The following is a 17,124-nucleotide window of genomic DNA, read 5'->3' as shown; positions in this document are numbered from 1 at the left end:
TCACACCTCTTCCATATAACGTTTTATACTCTCTACATCTTTATCACCGCGGCCTGATAAGCAAATGACAAGTCCTTCGTCTTTCTTCATTTGCGGCGCTAATTTTAATGCATATGCGACAGCATGTGAGCTTTCTAAAGCCGGAATAATTCCTTCTTTTTTCGTTAATAATTGAAATGCTTCTAACGCTTCATCATCAGTAATTGAATGATAAGAAACGCGGCCAATATCTTTTAGCAAGCTATGTTCTGGACCAACACCTGGATAATCGAGTCCTGCTGAAATAGAGTGCGCTTCTTGAATTTGCCCTTCTTCGTTTTGCAGAAGATACATCATTGATCCGTGTAAAACACCGACGCTTCCTTTCGTTAAAGTTGCTGCATGCTTTTCTGTATGAACGCCTTTCCCTGCTGCTTCTACGCCGTAAAGAGCGACCTCTTCATCGTGTACGAACGGATAAAACATGCCCATCGCATTACTACCACCGCCAATACAAGCAACGACTGCTTCTGGTAACTTTCCTTCTAACGCCTCATATTGTTTTTTCGTTTCATTTCCAATTACACTTTGGAAATCACGGACAATTTGCGGGAATGGATGTGGCCCGAGAACGGATCCCATAATGTAGTGTGTATCGTGCACGTGTGAAACCCAGTAGCGAAGCGCCTCGTTCACTGCATCTTTTAATGTGCCGCTACCTGCCGCTACACTTTCTACTTTCGCTCCGAGTAATTCCATTCGGAACACATTTAATTTTTGACGTCTCACATCTTCCTCTCCCATAAAGATGACGCATTCTAATCCGAGTAGGGCACATACAGTAGCAGTTGCCACTCCGTGTTGTCCTGCTCCTGTTTCAGCGACAACTTTTTTCTTGCCCATTCGTACTGCAAGTAGTGCCTGACCGATTGTATTGTTAATTTTATGAGCTCCTGTATGGTTCAAATCTTCACGTTTTAAATAAATCTTTGCACCACCGCAATACTTCGTCATATTTTCAGCGAAATAAAGCGGTGTTTCCCTTCCAACGTACGTTTTTAAATAATGATTTAATTCCTTTTGAAACGCTTCATCTTGCATCGCTTCTTTATATGCTTCTTCTAGTTCTAATACAGATTGCATTAACGTTTCTGGAACGTATCGTCCTCCGTATATACCGTAGTGACCTTTTTCATCTGGATATGCGTAGTTCATTTGGAACACTCCTTCGATTTTATAATAAATTGTTTTATTTTCTTTAGATCTTTCTTTCCTTCTGTCTCTACTCCGCTACTTACATCGACCATATATGGCCGAACAGTTCGAATTGCTTCTTCTATGTTAAGGATGTTTAATCCACCAGCTAATATCGTTTTCTTTCGCAACTCTTTTGGCATATGCTCAAGTAATTCCCATGAAAATGTCTTTCCATTTCCTCCATGAAACTTTTCTTTCGGGCTATCAAACAATATATAATCCGTTTCATATGTTTGAGCGCTTTTCATATCACTCTCTGAAGTTACTCCTAGCGATTTTATAGACGGAATATTCAATCTTCTAATTTGATGATTCTCTTCATCCCCATGTAGTTGCACATGCGTTAACCCGCACTCATCTGCAATCTTCTGAATCACTTCAACTGATTCATTTACGAAAACCCCGATTTTTAATACGTGTGCTGGAAGCTCCCCAATAATTTCTTTCGCTAGCCCCAGAGTAATTTTCCGCTTACTTTCTGCAAAAACAAATCCGATTGCATCTGCTCCGTATTCGCAAGCACATTTTGCTGTTTCAACATCAGTAATACCACAAATTTTCACTTTCATATATTCACCTTACAATCTTCAAAAAAGCTACTAATAGAAGATGATGTCATAAGTGCCTCTCCAACTAATACACCTTTTGCTCCAGCTCTTTTAACGCGGGTAATATCTTCTTTTGAATGAATGCCACTTTCACTAATCCAAAGTAATTTCTCCTCATTCAATCGTTTTCCTAACTTTTCAGTTTGGCTTAAATCTACTTCGAACGTTTTTAAATTACGATTATTAATGCCAATAACATGTGGATTTAGTTGGATCGCAGTTTCTAATTCCTGTTCATCATGAACTTCAACAATCGCTTCCAATCCTTTTTCTAACACGTAGCTATACAACTCTTTTAACTTTTCTTTCGTTAACGCTGCTACGATTAGTAAAATAATATCTGCTCCCGTTTCATACGCTCTATCGATTTGAATCTTATCGATTATGAAATCTTTACATAAAAGCGGAATGTTACTTTCTTCTCTTGCTGTTTGTAAATCGTGAAACGATCCTTTAAAAAATTGACCATCTGTTAAAACAGATACTGCTCCTGCCCCACAGTCTTCATATGTTCCCACTTGTTTTCGTACGTCAACGTGTAAATTGATATCTCCTTTTGATGGTGATGCTCGCTTTACTTCTGCAATGACAGTAAACTGCTGTAACGCTTCTACAAGTGAATGTGTCTTTCTTTTTGTTTTGACTGGTGTATACGTTTCATATAACTCCGCAACTTCCTTTTTCTTCTGTTCTACAATTTTATCTAAAATCGTCCCCACTTTAGTTCACCCTTTCTAATTTTTCGTTGCTTGCTGCAATTAATAAGTTTAATTTGGTTAATGCTTTTCCAGAGTCAATGCTATGTGTTGCTAGTTTAATTCCTTCTTCAATCGTTTCTGTTTTTCCATTTGCAAAAAGGGCTAGACCTGCATTTAATAACACTGTATCGCGGTAAACACTCTTTTCTCCACTCAATACGCCGACTGTAATCTTTGCATTTTCTTGTGAATTCCCCCCTCTAATTTCTTCATTTTTCACTCTTGAAAAACCATAATTTTCTGGATCAATATTCATTTCTACTATTTCATTATCTTTTAAAAGGACTACTTGATTTTCCCCTTGTAATGACGCTTCATCTAAAAAACCACTTCCATTTACGACAAGCGCTTGTTTCCGGCCTAACTTTTGTAATACTTGTGCAACTGGTAATAACATATCTCGTTTATAAATACCGACAAATTGTGTTTCTAAATTCACTGGATTTGTTAAAGGACCAATTAAATTAAAGATTGTCGGCACGTTTAACTCTTTTCTTATTTTCATAATGCGCCTTAGTGCTGGATGCATTGCTGGTGCAAATAAGAAGGCAATGCCCACATGCTCTAGTAAATAATCAATCTCGTTTGGCGTACTACTAATATTTACACCTAGTTCTTCTAATAAGTCTGCACTTCCTGTTTTACTAGAAACGGCACGATTACCATGTTTTGCAACCTTTACACCTGCTCCTGCCAGTACGAATGCTGATGTTGTGCTAATATTAAACGTTTGAGCACCGTCACCACCCGTCCCGCAATTGTCCATTGCTCCTTGTATATGGTTCGAAAACGGCAATGCCTTTTCGCGAAGAGCTCGAACGAGACCGTATATTTCTTCTGCAGTTTCACCTTTCGCTTTCAGTAAGACTAAGAAAGCTGCAATTTCACTTTCTAATATGTTTTCACTTAATAAAAGTAGTCCTGCTTTATACATTTCCTCTTCTGTTAAATGTTGACCCTCCACTAATTTACGAAGATAGTTATTCATACTCTTTCCTCCTCTTTTACTTCTGTTAAAAAGGCACGTATTAACTTTCCGCCTTCTTCTGTTGCGATTGATTCCGGATGAAACTGTAATCCGAAGAGCGGATAATAATTGTGACAGACTGCCATTATTTCTCCGTCGTCCATCGCTGTCGCTAATATGTCAAAACAATCTGGCAAGCTCGTTTGCTCTGCAACAAGGGAATGATAGCGCATCGCCGTCAGCGGCTGTGTAACGTATGAAAAGATTGACGTTCCGTTATGTTTCACACGCGATGTTTTTCCGTGTTTAATACGTTCTGCTCTAACAATGTCTCCTCCAAATGCGGCTATGATCGCTTGGTGGCCAAGACAAATCCCTAATATGGGAACGTTCTTATAAAAATGACGAATCACTTCGATACAAATACCAGCATCCTCTGGTTTTCCTGGTCCTGGTGAAAGCACAATTCCTGTTGGATTCATCTCTTCTAGCTGTTCTATCGTTATTTGATCATTTCTTACGACTACAATATCTTCTTCGTATTCACCTAACAGTTGATACAAGTTATAAGTAAATGAATCATAATTATCAATTAGTACAATCATTTCATTACCTCCAATAGCGCTCTCGCTTTATTTAATGTTTCTTCATATTCAGCTACTGGATCTGAATCGTAAACGACTCCTGCTCCGGCCTGAACGTATGCTTTTTCATCCTTTACGACCATCGTTCGAATGGCAAGTGCCATATCAAGATTCCCTGAAAAACTAACGTATCCAACTGCTCCGGCGTATACGTTTCTTTTTTCATTCTCTAGCTCATTTATAATTTCCATCGCTCTAATTTTCGGAGCTCCAGAAACTGTCCCTGCTGGTAAGCAATACGCTAACGCATCAAATCCGCTCGTTTGTTTTCGCAATGTTCCGTAAACTTCAGATACAATGTGCATAACGTGAGAATATTTTTCTACTTTCATATATTTATCTATCGTCACGGATCCAATTTCACTCACTCTGCCAATATCATTTCGCCCAAGATCTACAAGCATCATATGCTCCGCTCGTTCTTTCTCATCTTCCAACAGTTCTTTTTCGATTTCCTCATCTTCCCTCTTCGTTTTCCCCCTCGGCCTCGTACCAGCAATTGGATTCGTCATCACTTTATTCTCCCTTACTGATAGCAAACTTTCCGGTGAAGAACCGAGTACAACATAATCTTGAAAATCGATATAGAACATATATGGTGATGGATTTGCAATTCGAAGTTTTCGGTATAACGCGAATGGATCACCAATACATTCACTTTGCAAACGCTGTGACAGTACGACTTGGAATATGTCCCCAGCTCTTATATGTTCTTTCGCCATTTCTACCATCTCACAAAACTCTTTTTCCGTTATAGAAGAAGTGAATGATAATGTGGATTGTATTGCATTTACTTCAGCTTCTTCTCCTTGTAGCACTTCCTCTTTGTATACTCGTAGCCTTTCGTATACTTCCTCATAATCTGCTGAATCATCTTCCCTGCATACATATACAAACGACAACTTTTGGCGTAAATGATCGTAAACGATAAACTCACGATATAGTAAAAGGTGTACTTCCGGAATATTTAATGGGTCGTGTAAATCCGCTCCAATGTTTTCATACTGCCGAATGACATCATATCCAATATAACCAACTGCTCCTCCGCAAAATGGAAATGGGCTATCTACTTGTGATGATGCGATTACTTCTTCTAACACTTGTAGTACGTTACCTTTTAACTTTTCTGTTTGCCCATATATCATTCTTTCTACTTCCGTACCAACGCTTGTCACCTCTCCATAAGGATTACATCCTAAGTAAGAATAACGCCCTTTATCTTGATGAAGCTGTGAACTTTCTAATAAAAATTTCTTCTTCCCTTTCATACGTCTATATAAAGAAATTGGCGTAATGCTATCTCCTTCTTCTTCAGTGATTACTAAAAATGTCTTTCTCTCTCTTTTTTGTTTTATAAATTCTTCTTTCGTCATCATGTCCTTCACCTCACTCTGAAAAATAAAAAAGTCCCCTACATATCGAAAATATGTAGAGGACGATAAATATACCGCGGTACCACCTCGTGTTGGATGCAAAAGCATCCCGCTTTGTTCAGGTACAAAATTTATACCTTATCCTTGTAACGGCGGAACCCGGGTTGCCTACTGAAAATAATTGTTCAGCATACCTCTCGTAAGCCCATTCCGTATATGGCACCGTACCGGGCTCCCACCTATTCCCGGCTCTCTGTAACGTCTCCAATATACGTACTCTTCTTACTTAAACGATTTCATTTATTTAATTTTTTATACACAAAAAGGGAGTACTCATCCTATAGAAAGGACGGGTACTCCCGTGGTGCCACCTTAATTCGTTACAAATGTAACGCACTTTACCGTATCAAAAACAATACGTGTCTCTTGTATCGATGAGATCATGTCGCCAAAGCCTACTTCTTTCGTTTCGGTTTGGAAGCTCCGAAGCCCATTCCACATCAATTCCATACTGATTCGCACCAACCATCAGCTCTCTGACATGTTCATCATGTGTACTCTTCTTCATCAACGCTTGCATTTTTTTAAGTTGCACTCATTATAGACCTGACTTTTTTCACAAGTCAATACTTTTTTAAAAATTTTATTTTTCTTTCCTTTCAATATTATATTGACAAAACAACCTCTTTTTATGTAAATATAATAAATACTCTATTAAAAATAAGGTTTTTTGTATGAATATTATATATTAAAAAAGTAAAATCACATCAAAAAACGCTTACATTTCTGAAAATTCATATTTCTATATGGATTTTTCAGAATAATCATGATAGATTATAAAGTGAAACTTTAATAAGTGGGGGTTTTGTTCATCCCCCACTTATTATTAGTTGAACTAATCGGGCATTTACGGGCAGTTGATCTCCCACCTAACTTCCTTGCCCATCCAATTTTAAGGTGGGAGTTTTACTGCCCGTTCATGCGGGATAAATATGCATAACGCATCAAAAGACCTGACAAAAGAAAGGGGAACTACATGAGTACGCAGATGTTAATTTTAACTTCTATCTCTATTTACATGCTCGGGATGCTAATTATCGGCTATTTCGCTTATAAGCAAACATCCAACTTAACAGATTATATGCTTGGCGGGCGTACACTAGGCCCCGCAGTAACAGCATTAAGTGCTGGAGCAGCTGATATGAGTGGTTGGCTTTTAATGGGCTTACCCGGTGCAATGTTTAGCGTTGGATTAAGTAGTAGCTGGATTGCGATTGGCCTAACATTAGGCGCATATGCAAACTGGCTTTATGTCGCTCCTCGCTTACGTACCTACTCTGAAATTGCAAATAACTCTATTACTATCCCAGAATTTTTGGAACACCGTTTCCACGACAAATCCCATATGCTACGTTTAGTATCTGGACTTGTTATTATGATATTTTTCACGTTTTATGTAGCTTCAGGATTTGTCTCTGGTGCTGTATTATTCGAAAATTCATTTGGACTCAATTACCATGTTGGTCTTCTTATCGTTGGTGGAGTTGTCGTAGCTTACACATTATTTGGTGGATTTTTAGCTGTAAGTTGGACAGACTTCGTGCAAGGAATCATTATGGTAGTCGCTCTTATTCTTGTTCCAGTCGTAACAATTATGCACGTAAATGGACTTGGTCCAGCATTTGAAACAATTAAATCTATCGATCCGGCATTATTAGATATTTTTAAAGGTACTTCTGTATTAGGAATTATTTCATTATTCGCATGGGGCCTTGGTTATGTTGGACAACCACATATTATTGTACGCTTTATGGCGATTTCTTCTGTAAAAGAAATTAAAAGTGCACGACGTATTGGTATGAGCTGGATGATTTTCTCTGTTGCTGGAGCTATGTTTACTGGCCTTATCGGTATTGCATACTATTCAAAAGCAGGTTTAAAACTTTCTGATCCAGAAACGATTTTCGTTGAACTTGGCACTATTTTATTCCATCCACTTATTACTGGATTTTTATTAGCAGCTATTTTAGCAGCTATTATGAGTACAATTTCTTCTCAACTTCTCGTTACTTCGAGTGCAGTAACAGAAGACTTATATAGAACATTCTTTAAGCGTGATGCTTCTGATAAAGAACTTGTATTTGTCGGTCGTATGGCTGTTCTTGTTATTGCTTTAATTGGATGTGCATTAGCACTTAAACAAAATGATACGATTTTAGCTCTTGTTGGATATGCTTGGGCTGGGTTCGGTTCTTCATTCGGACCTGCTATTTTATTAAGCTTATATTGGAAACGTATGACGAAATGGGGCGCGCTTGCTGGTATGGTTTCTGGTGCCGCTACTGTTATTATATGGACTCAATTCAAATTCTTAAAAGATTTCTTATATGAAATGATTCCAGGTTTCGCTATTAGTTTACTAGCTATCGTAATTGTTAGTTTACTAACACAACCTTCAAAAGAAGTTGAAGAGCAATTTGAGAATTTCGAAAAACAACATAGTCATAATCTATAAAGGGAAAGCTCTGCTGTTATCGTATCAGCAGAGCTTTCTTTATATCAAAGTTCGACGATCTTCTGCTCGAATTTAACAATTTCTTTATGTTTCGTTAAATTAAACGTAACACTACTCCTTTATAGTATTACTATCAGCACTTATACAGAAAGGGGACTCCAATATGTTAGCAGCTTTCCAGCAACAACAAACACGAAAATTTTCACCTATCACCAATACTTCTGCGTCTTGTTTGAACATACAACCTAATCCACCTAAAATTACAATTGCTCCTTCTGTTATTTCAGTCATCGGTGTTCATATGGAAAAAAATAAGTTAAAAGTAAGAACTGGCCAAAGCACTGAGTTATCAGCTTCCGTTTTGCCAATGCAGGCAACAAATAAAGAACTTCTTTGGACGAATATGAATGCTGATGTTATCACACTGTATCCAAAGGGGGACACGGTAACGATTACTGGAAAAAGTGCAGGTAGAGCAGTCGTAATTGTCACAACTGCTGAAGGAAAGTTCCGTGACCTATGTATCATTCACGTACAACCTTATATGACAAATCCAAAGTAAAAGAGTGGCTACGAAGCCACTCTTTTACTTTATTTCAATGTGTGGATTTTTACTTTTAACAAGATTGATGAATTGCTCTTTATCTTTAGGAGAAATAATTTCTGTTTGATGTGCACCATAAACAATTTCAAGTCGATCAAATGACAATGCATGGGCTGCTATTGGATTTTTTGTATTTAAAACTTGTTTTATATCTCGTATAAATATGCGCTTTTTAACGAAACCTGATCTAATTGTAATTGTTTCTTCTCCGACGATGTATTTTGTCGAAAACCAACTCCAAATAAATAATATCGCTAATGAAATTGTAAAAAATAAAAGAAAATATTCTCTACCTGCAAATAGGGGAGCAAAACACGCTCCAATGACAACGAAAAAAATCGGATATAGCCATACATCTTTTTTTGATGGGAATTCCATTTCCTTCCCCCTTCCACACCCGTATTTATATAAAACAAAAAGAGAAGTATCACAACTTCTCTTTTCTCCTCTAACATTATAATTCCTGTGTATACGCCGGCTCGTTTACTACATTTTTTGCTGTTCGTTTTTGTTGCTGTAGTAAGAAAACAGATACACCAAATAATACGAGCATGCTACCGATAATTTGCATGGCATTTAGTCTTTCACCGAGTAAGAAGAACGCTAGTATAGATGCTCCAACGGGTTCTCCTAAAATACTCATTGAAATTGTTGTTGCATTTACGTAGTTTAATAACCAATTATTAATGACGTGTGACACTGTCGGGACAACCGCAAGTAAAAGAAAAACGGTCCAATCCCACTTCGTATAACCTGTAAAAGGCACTTGCAGTACTATATTATAAATTCCCATAAAAATACCTGCGAATGCAAAAACTGTAAAGCTGTAAATCCAGTGTGATACTTTCTTTACTGTCGTTTGCCCGATAAATAAATAACCGACAACCGCTATTACACTTAAAAAGGATAATATATCTCCATAAATTGCTTGTTCACTTAGCCCTAAATCTCCCCAACCAATACACATTACGCCTAATATCGCAATTCCCATCGTTGCAATAGCTGAGTATGTTGTTCTTTCTTTAAATAAGAAAAAACCTCCAATTAAAGATACGATTGGTTGAAGCGCTAAAATAATCGTCGAACTCGCAACTGTCGTATGCTTTAAAGATTCAAACCATAATAGAAAATGAAGTGCTAAAAAGAAACCAGATCCAATTAAAAATCCCCAATCTTTTATTTGAATCTTACTAAACTCTTCCCGTTTTTTCCATACGATAGGCAGCATAATAAGTACGATAATCCATAAGCGGTACATACTTAAAATAGAAGATGGTGCTGAGGACATCTTTACAAAAACTGCTGCAAAAGAAATGGCAATTATAGAAATAGCTAATGGTAGTGCGATTGACTTTTCTTGTTTCAAATCCTGTCTCCCCTCTCACCTGTCAAAAATCCCACTTCATTATATCCGTTTTCTTTCGTGACTTAAATACTAATTTTTTAGATTCTTCGTACCATTATGGTAAAATAGAAATTAAGGCACCAATTAGTGAATATTTATTTCCTTTTTCACTACAAGCGTCGCTCTTACAATCGTTACAGTAAATTTTTATTTAGGGGGATCTACATGAGTCAAACAATAGGGAGAATTGAAGAAATTTCATTTTATAGCGCATCACTTCAAGAAGACGTTACACTTCTCGTTTATTTACCAGTAAATTACACACCACTGCACAAACATACAGTTGTAATTGCACAAGATGGTAGAGATTATTTTCAGCTCGGTAAAGCGCATCGTGTAATTGAGCGCCTTCGTGAAACTGAAGAAATTGACCGTACAATTATTGTCGGTATTCCATATAAAAATGTACATGATCGTAAAGAAAAATATTTCCCAAATGAAGTAAAAAATGCTGCATATATACGTTTCCTTGCTCATGAACTTGCACCATATATTGATGAAAATTATCCAACGTACCAAATGGGAAAAGGTCGTGTTTTAATTGGTGATTCTCTTGGCGGAACAGTTTCCTTTATGACTGCACTTATGTATCCGCATACATTCGGTAAAGTCGTTATGCAATCACCATTTGTGGATGAGACAGTAATGAACTTAGCAAAAGACTTCAAAGATCCACAAGCATTAGAACTGTATCACGTCATCGGCACAGAAGAAACGGCTGTAAAGCGTACTGATGGACAAGTATCTGATTTCGTAGAACCGAACCGTGAGTTAAATACACTTCTTACAGATAGAAATTTCATTACGCATTACGAAGAGTTTGAAGGTAATCATACTTGGAAATATTGGCAAACTGATTTACCAAAAGCCTTCTCTCATATTCTATCAATGAAATAATAGAGAGCAGTATTCAGAATAATTTGATATAATAGACGAAGAGATCTATTTATCTCAAAATCTAACTAGACTTACAAAGGGAGGAATTGGAACATGAAATTAGGCATTGTAATTTTTCCATCTAAAATGATTCAAGATAAAGCGAACGGATTGCGTAAGCGTTATGACCCACACTACGCATTAGTTCCGCCACATATTACATTGAAAACACCCTTTGAGACGCAAGATGAACAATTAGAATCGATTGTAAACGAGCTACATACAATCGCAGGTAAAACGAACCCTTTCACCCTTCATGTTGGGAAAGTCGGTTCATTCGCACCTGTTAATAACGTCCTTTATTTTAAAGTAGAAAAAACACCTGAACTTACTTTCTTAAATGAAGAAATGCATGGCGGGTTATTCACGCAAGAACGCGAATATGCTTTCGTACCTCACTTAACAATCGGACAAGGCTTATCAGATGCAGAGCATGCTGATGTATTGGGGCGATTACGTATGAAAGATTTCTATTATGAACAACCAATTGATCGTTTCCATCTTCTATATCAATTAGAAAATGGAACATGGACTGTACACGAAACATTCCATCTTGGAAAGGGGAACAACTAATTTGCACGCACAGATTGTACAAACGGACGAACAACTAAGAGATGCATTCTCTGTACGTAAACAAGTGTTTGTAAATGAACAACGTGTCTCTGCTGAAGAAGAGTACGATGAGTTTGAAGAAACTTCAACACACGTTGTTATATATGACAATGATGTTCCAGTTGGTGCTGGACGTTTTCGCACCCTTGATGGTATAGGAAAAGTGGAACGCATTTGCGTGCTAGGTTCCCATCGAAAAAAAGGCATCGGAAAAATTGTTATGGATGCGCTTGAAGCGTATGCAAAGGAAAATTCGCTACCAAAATTGAAACTTCATGCTCAAACACATGCTGAAGATTTCTATAAAAAACTTGGATATGTAACGAGTTCTGATGTATTTATGGAAGCAAATATCCCGCACGTCGTAATGATAAAAGAATTGTGATTTGAAAGCAGGAGGTGACCCCTCCTGTTTTTTTACATTGCTATTTTCTTTTTCTTCCGCTAAAGTTAAATGTTGATGCTATAGTTTTGAAGGTGAATATATGACACAAGAAAAATTTTCACAAAAATCGTTAACACACGCTGATATTCCGCGTGCGACATATCATACTCCGAAAACATCTACCCATTTAATTATGGAAGAAGATGTAGATGCGGCTTATTTCCGCGCTCTCGAACAACAAAATGTTTTTTTAAACGAAAAACAATTAGAAGCCGTGCGCACAACAGAAGGTCCTGTTCTTACACTAGCTGGTGCTGGAAGCGGGAAAACATCTGTTTTAACAACTCGCGTTGGTTATTTAGTAAATGTAAAACAAGTTCATCCAAGAAATATTTTATTACTTACATTTACACAAAAAGCAGCTGAAGAAATCCGAAGTCGTGTTGCAAAGTTACCAGGTATGAATCATGCAGCAAGTAGCTACGTTGTTGCTGGTACATTCCACTCTGTTTTCTTAAAATTGCTTCGTAGTCAAGGGTATAATCAGCAAATTTTAGCAAATGAAAAACATAAACAAATTATGATAAAGAAAATCTTAAAAGAATTGCGTTTAAAAGACGATTATGATTCGGAAACGATCCTCGCGATGATTTCACTTGAGAAAAACAAATTAAATCGTCCGAAAGATGTAAAGGCGGAAACGCCAGTCGAACAAGAATTTAAAGAAGTATATGAACGTTTTGAAGAGGTAAAACAACGATACAATTATATTGATTTCGATGACATCTTATTGGAAACATATTATATGTTAGAAAATAATGCTCCTTTACTAACTCAATTACAACAACGTTTTCACTACATTGAAGTAGATGAGTTTCAAGATACATCCTATGCACAATATGAAATTGTAAAATTGTTAGCCACGCCAAGAAATAATTTGTTCATCGCAGGTGATGATGATCAAGCAATTTATGGCTGGCGAGGGGCAAGTCACCAAATTATTTTATCTTTTCCAAAAGAATTTGATAACACAACAATCATTGCACTAAATACGAATTATCGATCCAATCCCTTTATCGTCGGGCTTGGAAATGAAGTTATAAAATTAAATCAAGAACGGTTTGATAAAGAGCTATACTCCGTTCGTGAGGAAGGTGTACAACCTTTTTATGCAAGACCTGCTACAACTCTTGATGAAGCAAATCAAATTTTGCAGCTCATTCAAGAAAAAGTAGATAGCGGTGACCGAAACTATAAAGATTTTTGTTTACTGTATCGCACACATTCTGTAAGCCGTTCGTTACTTGATCAGCTTACCATTCATAAAATTCCGTTTATTAAACACGGGGCGAGCCAATCATTTTATGAACATTCTTTAATTAAGCCTGTATTAGATCATTTAAGACTCGTGATTGAGCCGTTTCGACTAGAATCACTTTCAAACATATTGCCGACGATGTATATCGGACGTGATGATTGTATTTCATTTATTGAACGTGAACAATGGAAATATGGTGAAGGCCGTTTTCCTTCTCTTCTTCATTTCTTATTATTAAATCCGAGCTTAAAACCTTTTCAAGTGAAAAAGGTAAATGAGCGCATCGATTTTATTAAATTTATTAAAGAATTAGAACCGAAAAAAGCATTAAAAGAAATCATACATGGTAAAGGAAAATATTTAGAGTACTTACAAAGTAACGATCGTTCTTCCTTTACGATGCATAAAGACATACAAGAAGAAATGTTGGAAGAATTAATGGAGTCTGCAACTCGTTTCACCGATATTCCAGCTTATTTACAATTTATCGACGAGGCGATTCAAGGTCAAAAGGAAATGGAAGCATTAAAAACAATGCCGCAAAAAGATGCCGTTTCACTTATGTCAATTCATAACGCAAAAGGCCTTGAATTTCCATGTGTCTTTTTACTTGGAGCGAGTGATGGAATCCTGCCCCATACTTCTTCTTTAAAAGATGCAAATGATCGTATTACGGAAACTTCTGAAGCGTTAGAAGAAGAACGCCGATTACTGTATGTCGCCATTACACGTGCGAAAGAAGAGCTTTACATTTCTTCTCCGCAATTTTTCAGAGGAAAGAAATTAGATATATCTCGTTTTTTATATACTGTGCGAAAAGATTTACCTGAAAAGACATCCACTAAATAAGGATGTCTTTTTTTATATCACATTATGTACATCCCTCCTATATAAATTCCTTGTTTTTATCGTGAGAATTAACGTAATATCAGCCATATCCCACTCATATTGTAATAGTGTATGTCAGAACTCACGATAAGGAGTGAACATAATGAGCTGCAATTGTAACGAAGACCATCATGAACATGATTGTGATTTCAACTGTGTATCGAATGTCGTTCGCTTTATACATGAACTGCAAGACTGTGCAACAACAACATGTGGATCTGGTTGCGAAGTTCCATTTTTAGGTGCACATAACACTGCATCAGTAGCTAATACACGTCCTTTTATTTTATACACAAAAGCCGGAGCACCTTTTGAAGCATTTGCACCATCAGCAAGTCTTACTAGCTGCCGATCTCCAATTTTCCGCGTAGAAAGTATAGATGATGATGATTGTGCTGTATTACGTGTATTAACTGTAGTATTAGGTGATAACTCCCCTGTACCACCTACTGACGATCCCATCTGTACGTTTTTAGCTGTACCAAATGCAAGATTAGTATCAACCTCTACTTGCATTACTGTTGATTTAAGTTGCTTCTGTGCGATTCAATGCTTACGCGATGTTACAATTTAAAACTAAATAATGCGTTAAGTATGGATTGGGTGGCAGATAATTCTGCCACCCAATCCATGCTTAACGAGTATTATTATGTAAATTTCTTAAAATTGGGAACTTGTCTAGAACATAGAACCTGTCCTTTTCATTAACTGAAAGTAGAAACAGATAAAGGAGTGAAAAACATGTTCTCTTCTGATTGCGAATTTACTAAAATTGATTGCGAGGCAAAACCAGCTAGTACACTACCTGCCTTCGGTTTTGCTTTCAACGCGTCTGCACCTCAGTTCGCTTCACTATTTACACCACTACTATTACCTAGTGTAAGTCCAAACCCAAATATTACTGTTCCTGTAATAAATGATACAGTAAGTGTTGGAGATGGTATTCGAATTCTACGAGCTGGTATTTATCAAATCAGTTATACATTAACAATTAGTCTTGATAATGCACCTGTTGCACCAGAAGCTGGTCGTTTCTTCTTATCATTAGGTACGCCAGCTAACATTATTCCTGGATCAGGTACAGCGGTTCGTTCTAACGTTATTGGTACTGGTGAAGTAGACGTATCCAGCGGTGTTATTCTTATTAACTTAAATCCTGGTGACTTAATTCAAATTGTACCAGTTGAGTTAATTGGAACTGTAGACATCCGTGCAGCAGCATTAACAGTTGCACAAATTAGCTAGTAAAAAGCGGTATTTCTAATACAGAAATACCGCTTTTTATATGTATAATAAAAAACACTCACAGTAACATGAGTGTTTCATTCTTCATAGTGTTTTATTGTGTTCTTCTTTTTCCCACAATTGCATCCCTTTTTCTTCACAAATCCTTGTTGTTGTAATTGTTCTTGATATGCCTGTTGTTGTGCATGGTGCTGTTGCTGTATTTGATACCACTGCTGCAGGTCATATGAATTTTGCCTAGGATTATTGCTCACAGCAAACATCTCCTCTACTGTCAATTCTGTCTATTTACTATATGAACAACTCTTTATTTCCGTTCCCTCATTCTTTTAAACTCCGCTTTTTCTCTTATTATGAAAATATATTATTCTCCCATAAAATATCCTGTAATCGTTTCAATGATTGCTGCTGCTCCTGCAATAGCTAATAATGCAAGTAACGGCTCCGCAACGATAGGAATCCAATTATATAAAACTAATAAAAAAGCACTAACCCATACACCTGTACACCAATAACAGCTTAATAATTCGCCAATCCACTTTCTTAATCCTTTACCTTTCACTTTTGTAAACGTTGATACACTTCCATCTGGCTCCGTAATCTCTAATTCATCAATAAATGGTCTTCGCAAAAAGGCTGTAATTTTATCATAAACAATTAAACGAGTGAGCCTAAAGGCTGCTAACGCGAAAATAAAAAATAAAAGCCAGCTTGTAAATAGCATAATTCCACCTTCCCTTATCTTCTTTCGCCTATTTAAAAAAAAAGGTCTTGAGATTGTGACCAAATCTCCTCGACTCCAATATCTTATTAATGTAAATACAAACAAGAAGATAAGGAGTGACATTAATGAGTTGTAACGAAAATAAACACCATGGCTCTTCTCATTGTGTAGTTGACGTTGTAAAATTCATCAATGAATTACAAGATTGTTCTACAACAACGTGTGGATCTGGTTGTGAAATCCCATTTTTAGGTGCACATAACACTGCATCAGTAGCAAATACACGCCCTTTTATTTTATACACAAAAACTGGAGAACCTTTTGAAGCATTTGCACCATCATCAAGCCTTACTAGCTGCCGATCTCCAATTTTCCGTGTGGAAAGCGTAGATGATGATAGCTGTGCTGTGCTACGTGTATTAACTGTAGTATTAGGTGACGGTACTCCGGTACCACCTGGTGACGATCCAATTTGTACGTTTTTAGCTGTACCAAATGCAAGATTAATATCTACAACTACTTGCATTACTGTTGATTTAAGCTGTTTCTGTGCGATTCAATGCTTACGCGACGTTTCTATCGTAAAGTAAACTAAAAAACTATTGGGGTGGTAGAAGCTTTCTACCACCTTTACATATTTAAAAACCGGCCATACTAATCGATTGGATATCATCTATAGACAACCTAATATCTCTCATGCTATTTTGCGGCATAATAGATACAATACCATTACGATACGATATGATCGATCCAACATAAGAAACTGTAGCTGTTTTTATTCTGCACCTTACTTTCGGAATGTAATGAGGGCGGTTTAATAAAAAATGAATTTTTTCATCATTATTCATATCCTTAAATGATTTATTATACGGAACAGTTCTTACTTGTTCTTGTTGTTCTTGTTCT

20 protein-coding genes and 2 other annotated features are annotated in these 17,124 nt (G+C 36.8%); of the genes, 9 read left to right on the top strand and 11 right to left on the bottom strand.

Annotation, left to right across the window (positions count from 1 at the left end; genetic code table 11):
• Genes trpB through trpE form a run of 6 tightly spaced genes read right to left on the bottom strand, consistent with a single transcriptional unit; the run spans window position 1 to window position 5,589 of the window.
• The gene (trpB, locus tag MR160_RS12000) at window positions 1–1,194 is read right to left on the bottom strand and encodes a tryptophan synthase subunit beta (protein WP_001105026.1); all 1,194 of its coding nucleotides are present in this window, start codon (window positions 1,192–1,194) and stop codon (window positions 1–3) included.
• Window positions 1,191–1,805, bottom strand: a complete 615-nt coding sequence (locus tag MR160_RS11995; protein ID WP_242297389.1) for a phosphoribosylanthranilate isomerase — start codon at window positions 1,803–1,805, stop codon at window positions 1,191–1,193. The genes trpB and MR160_RS11995 overlap by 4 nt, the downstream gene beginning before the upstream one ends.
• Window positions 1,802–2,563: an indole-3-glycerol phosphate synthase TrpC gene (trpC, locus tag MR160_RS11990; protein WP_000536711.1), complete on the bottom strand. Its 762-nt coding sequence runs from the start codon at window positions 2,561–2,563 to the stop codon at window positions 1,802–1,804. The genes MR160_RS11995 and trpC overlap by 4 nt, the downstream gene beginning before the upstream one ends.
• Before the next feature lies 1 nt (window position 2,564).
• On the bottom strand, window positions 2,565–3,590 hold the full coding sequence (trpD, locus tag MR160_RS11985) for an anthranilate phosphoribosyltransferase (protein ID WP_001067363.1): 1,026 nt from the start codon (window positions 3,588–3,590) through the stop codon (window positions 2,565–2,567).
• The gene (locus MR160_RS11980; protein WP_063675109.1) at window positions 3,587–4,174 is read right to left on the bottom strand and encodes an aminodeoxychorismate/anthranilate synthase component II; all 588 of its coding nucleotides are present in this window, start codon (window positions 4,172–4,174) and stop codon (window positions 3,587–3,589) included. The genes trpD and MR160_RS11980 overlap by 4 nt, the downstream gene beginning before the upstream one ends.
• Window positions 4,171–5,589 carry an anthranilate synthase component I gene (gene trpE, locus MR160_RS11975; protein ID WP_002083083.1) on the bottom strand — a complete coding sequence of 473 codons (1,419 nt, stop codon included), beginning with the start codon at window positions 5,587–5,589 and terminating at the stop codon, window positions 4,171–4,173. Before trpE ends, MR160_RS11980 begins: the two co-directional genes overlap by 4 nt.
• Before the next feature lie 52 nt (window positions 5,590–5,641).
• Window positions 5,642–5,886: a binding site (T-box leader), on the bottom strand.
• Window positions 5,887–5,928: 42 nt separating this feature from the next.
• Window positions 5,929–6,166, bottom strand: a binding site (T-box leader).
• Between the two features lie 456 nt (window positions 6,167–6,622).
• On the opposite strand from trpE, the gene putP reads away from it, so the two are divergent.
• Window positions 6,623–8,101 carry a sodium/proline symporter PutP gene (gene putP / locus MR160_RS11970; protein ID WP_000107191.1) on the top strand — a complete coding sequence of 493 codons (1,479 nt, stop codon included), beginning with the start codon at window positions 6,623–6,625 and terminating at the stop codon, window positions 8,099–8,101.
• Window positions 8,102–8,264: 163 nt separating this feature from the next.
• Window positions 8,265–8,663: an Ig-like domain-containing protein gene (locus MR160_RS11965; protein WP_000878727.1), complete on the top strand. Its 399-nt coding sequence runs from the start codon at window positions 8,265–8,267 to the stop codon at window positions 8,661–8,663.
• 24 nt (window positions 8,664–8,687) lie between these two features.
• On the opposite strand, the gene MR160_RS11960 is transcribed toward MR160_RS11965, so the two are convergent.
• The gene (locus MR160_RS11960) at window positions 8,688–9,083 is read right to left on the bottom strand and encodes a PH domain-containing protein (protein ID WP_000395656.1); all 396 of its coding nucleotides are present in this window, start codon (window positions 9,081–9,083) and stop codon (window positions 8,688–8,690) included.
• A 76-nt stretch (window positions 9,084–9,159) separates the two neighbouring features.
• Entirely contained in the window at window positions 9,160–10,071 is a 912-nt protein-coding gene (locus MR160_RS11955) for a DMT family transporter (RefSeq protein WP_000806947.1), read from the bottom strand.
• Between the two features lie 204 nt (window positions 10,072–10,275).
• Between MR160_RS11955 and MR160_RS11950 the strand changes: the two genes are divergently transcribed.
• The 6 genes from MR160_RS11950 to exsF all read left to right on the top strand — a co-directional run bounded on the left by MR160_RS11950 (window position 10,276) and on the right by exsF (window position 15,494).
• A complete protein-coding gene (locus MR160_RS11950) occupies window positions 10,276–11,007 on the top strand; it encodes an alpha/beta hydrolase (protein ID WP_000084010.1) in 732 nt (243 codons plus the stop codon).
• A 93-nt stretch (window positions 11,008–11,100) separates the two neighbouring features.
• Window positions 11,101–11,619, top strand: coding sequence for a YjcG family protein (locus tag MR160_RS11945; RefSeq protein WP_000765871.1), 519 nt, complete (start codon window positions 11,101–11,103; stop codon window positions 11,617–11,619).
• Between the two features lies 1 nt (window position 11,620).
• Window positions 11,621–12,043 (top strand): GNAT family N-acetyltransferase, encoded by a 423-nt coding sequence (locus MR160_RS11940; protein WP_000543309.1) that lies wholly within the window; start codon window positions 11,621–11,623, stop codon window positions 12,041–12,043.
• A gap of 100 nt (window positions 12,044–12,143) precedes the next feature.
• Entirely contained in the window at window positions 12,144–14,210 is a 2,067-nt protein-coding gene (locus tag MR160_RS11935; protein WP_242297387.1) for an ATP-dependent helicase, read from the top strand.
• A gap of 142 nt (window positions 14,211–14,352) precedes the next feature.
• Window positions 14,353–14,823 (top strand): spore coat protein CotY, encoded by a 471-nt coding sequence (gene cotY / locus MR160_RS11930; RefSeq protein WP_001277697.1) that lies wholly within the window; start codon window positions 14,353–14,355, stop codon window positions 14,821–14,823.
• 167 nt (window positions 14,824–14,990) lie between these two features.
• The gene (gene exsF / locus MR160_RS11925; protein ID WP_000492933.1) at window positions 14,991–15,494 is read left to right on the top strand and encodes an exosporium protein ExsF; all 504 of its coding nucleotides are present in this window, start codon (window positions 14,991–14,993) and stop codon (window positions 15,492–15,494) included.
• A gap of 77 nt (window positions 15,495–15,571) precedes the next feature.
• Here exsF and MR160_RS11920 read toward each other — a convergent pair whose 3' ends face one another.
• Together MR160_RS11920 and MR160_RS11915 are read right to left on the bottom strand one after the other, a co-directional pair.
• Window positions 15,572–15,757 carry a hypothetical protein gene (locus tag MR160_RS11920; protein WP_014894818.1) on the bottom strand — a complete coding sequence of 62 codons (186 nt, stop codon included), beginning with the start codon at window positions 15,755–15,757 and terminating at the stop codon, window positions 15,572–15,574.
• Window positions 15,758–15,858: 101 nt separating this feature from the next.
• Window positions 15,859–16,218 (bottom strand): DUF1360 domain-containing protein, encoded by a 360-nt coding sequence (locus tag MR160_RS11915; RefSeq protein WP_000899662.1) that lies wholly within the window; start codon window positions 16,216–16,218, stop codon window positions 15,859–15,861.
• Between the two features lie 125 nt (window positions 16,219–16,343).
• Here MR160_RS11915 and exsY point away from each other — a divergent pair, with 125 nt between their 5' ends.
• Complete coding sequence (gene exsY / locus MR160_RS11910; protein WP_001277743.1) at window positions 16,344–16,808, top strand: exosporium assembly protein ExsY; 465 nt, start codon at window positions 16,344–16,346, stop codon at window positions 16,806–16,808.
• Between the two features lie 48 nt (window positions 16,809–16,856).
• Here exsY and MR160_RS11905 read toward each other — a convergent pair.
• Window positions 16,857–17,124: CotO family spore coat protein (locus MR160_RS11905; protein ID WP_242297385.1), on the bottom strand; the 268-nt coding region annotated here is incomplete at its 5' end.

Origin of the sequence: Bacillus cereus group sp. BfR-BA-01382 (assembly GCF_022663475.1) — a bacterium.
In the GTDB taxonomy this organism is placed as follows: domain Bacteria; phylum Bacillota; class Bacilli; order Bacillales; family Bacillaceae_G; genus Bacillus_A; species Bacillus_A thuringiensis_S.
This window is presented reverse-complemented; position numbering and strand designations above follow the sequence as displayed.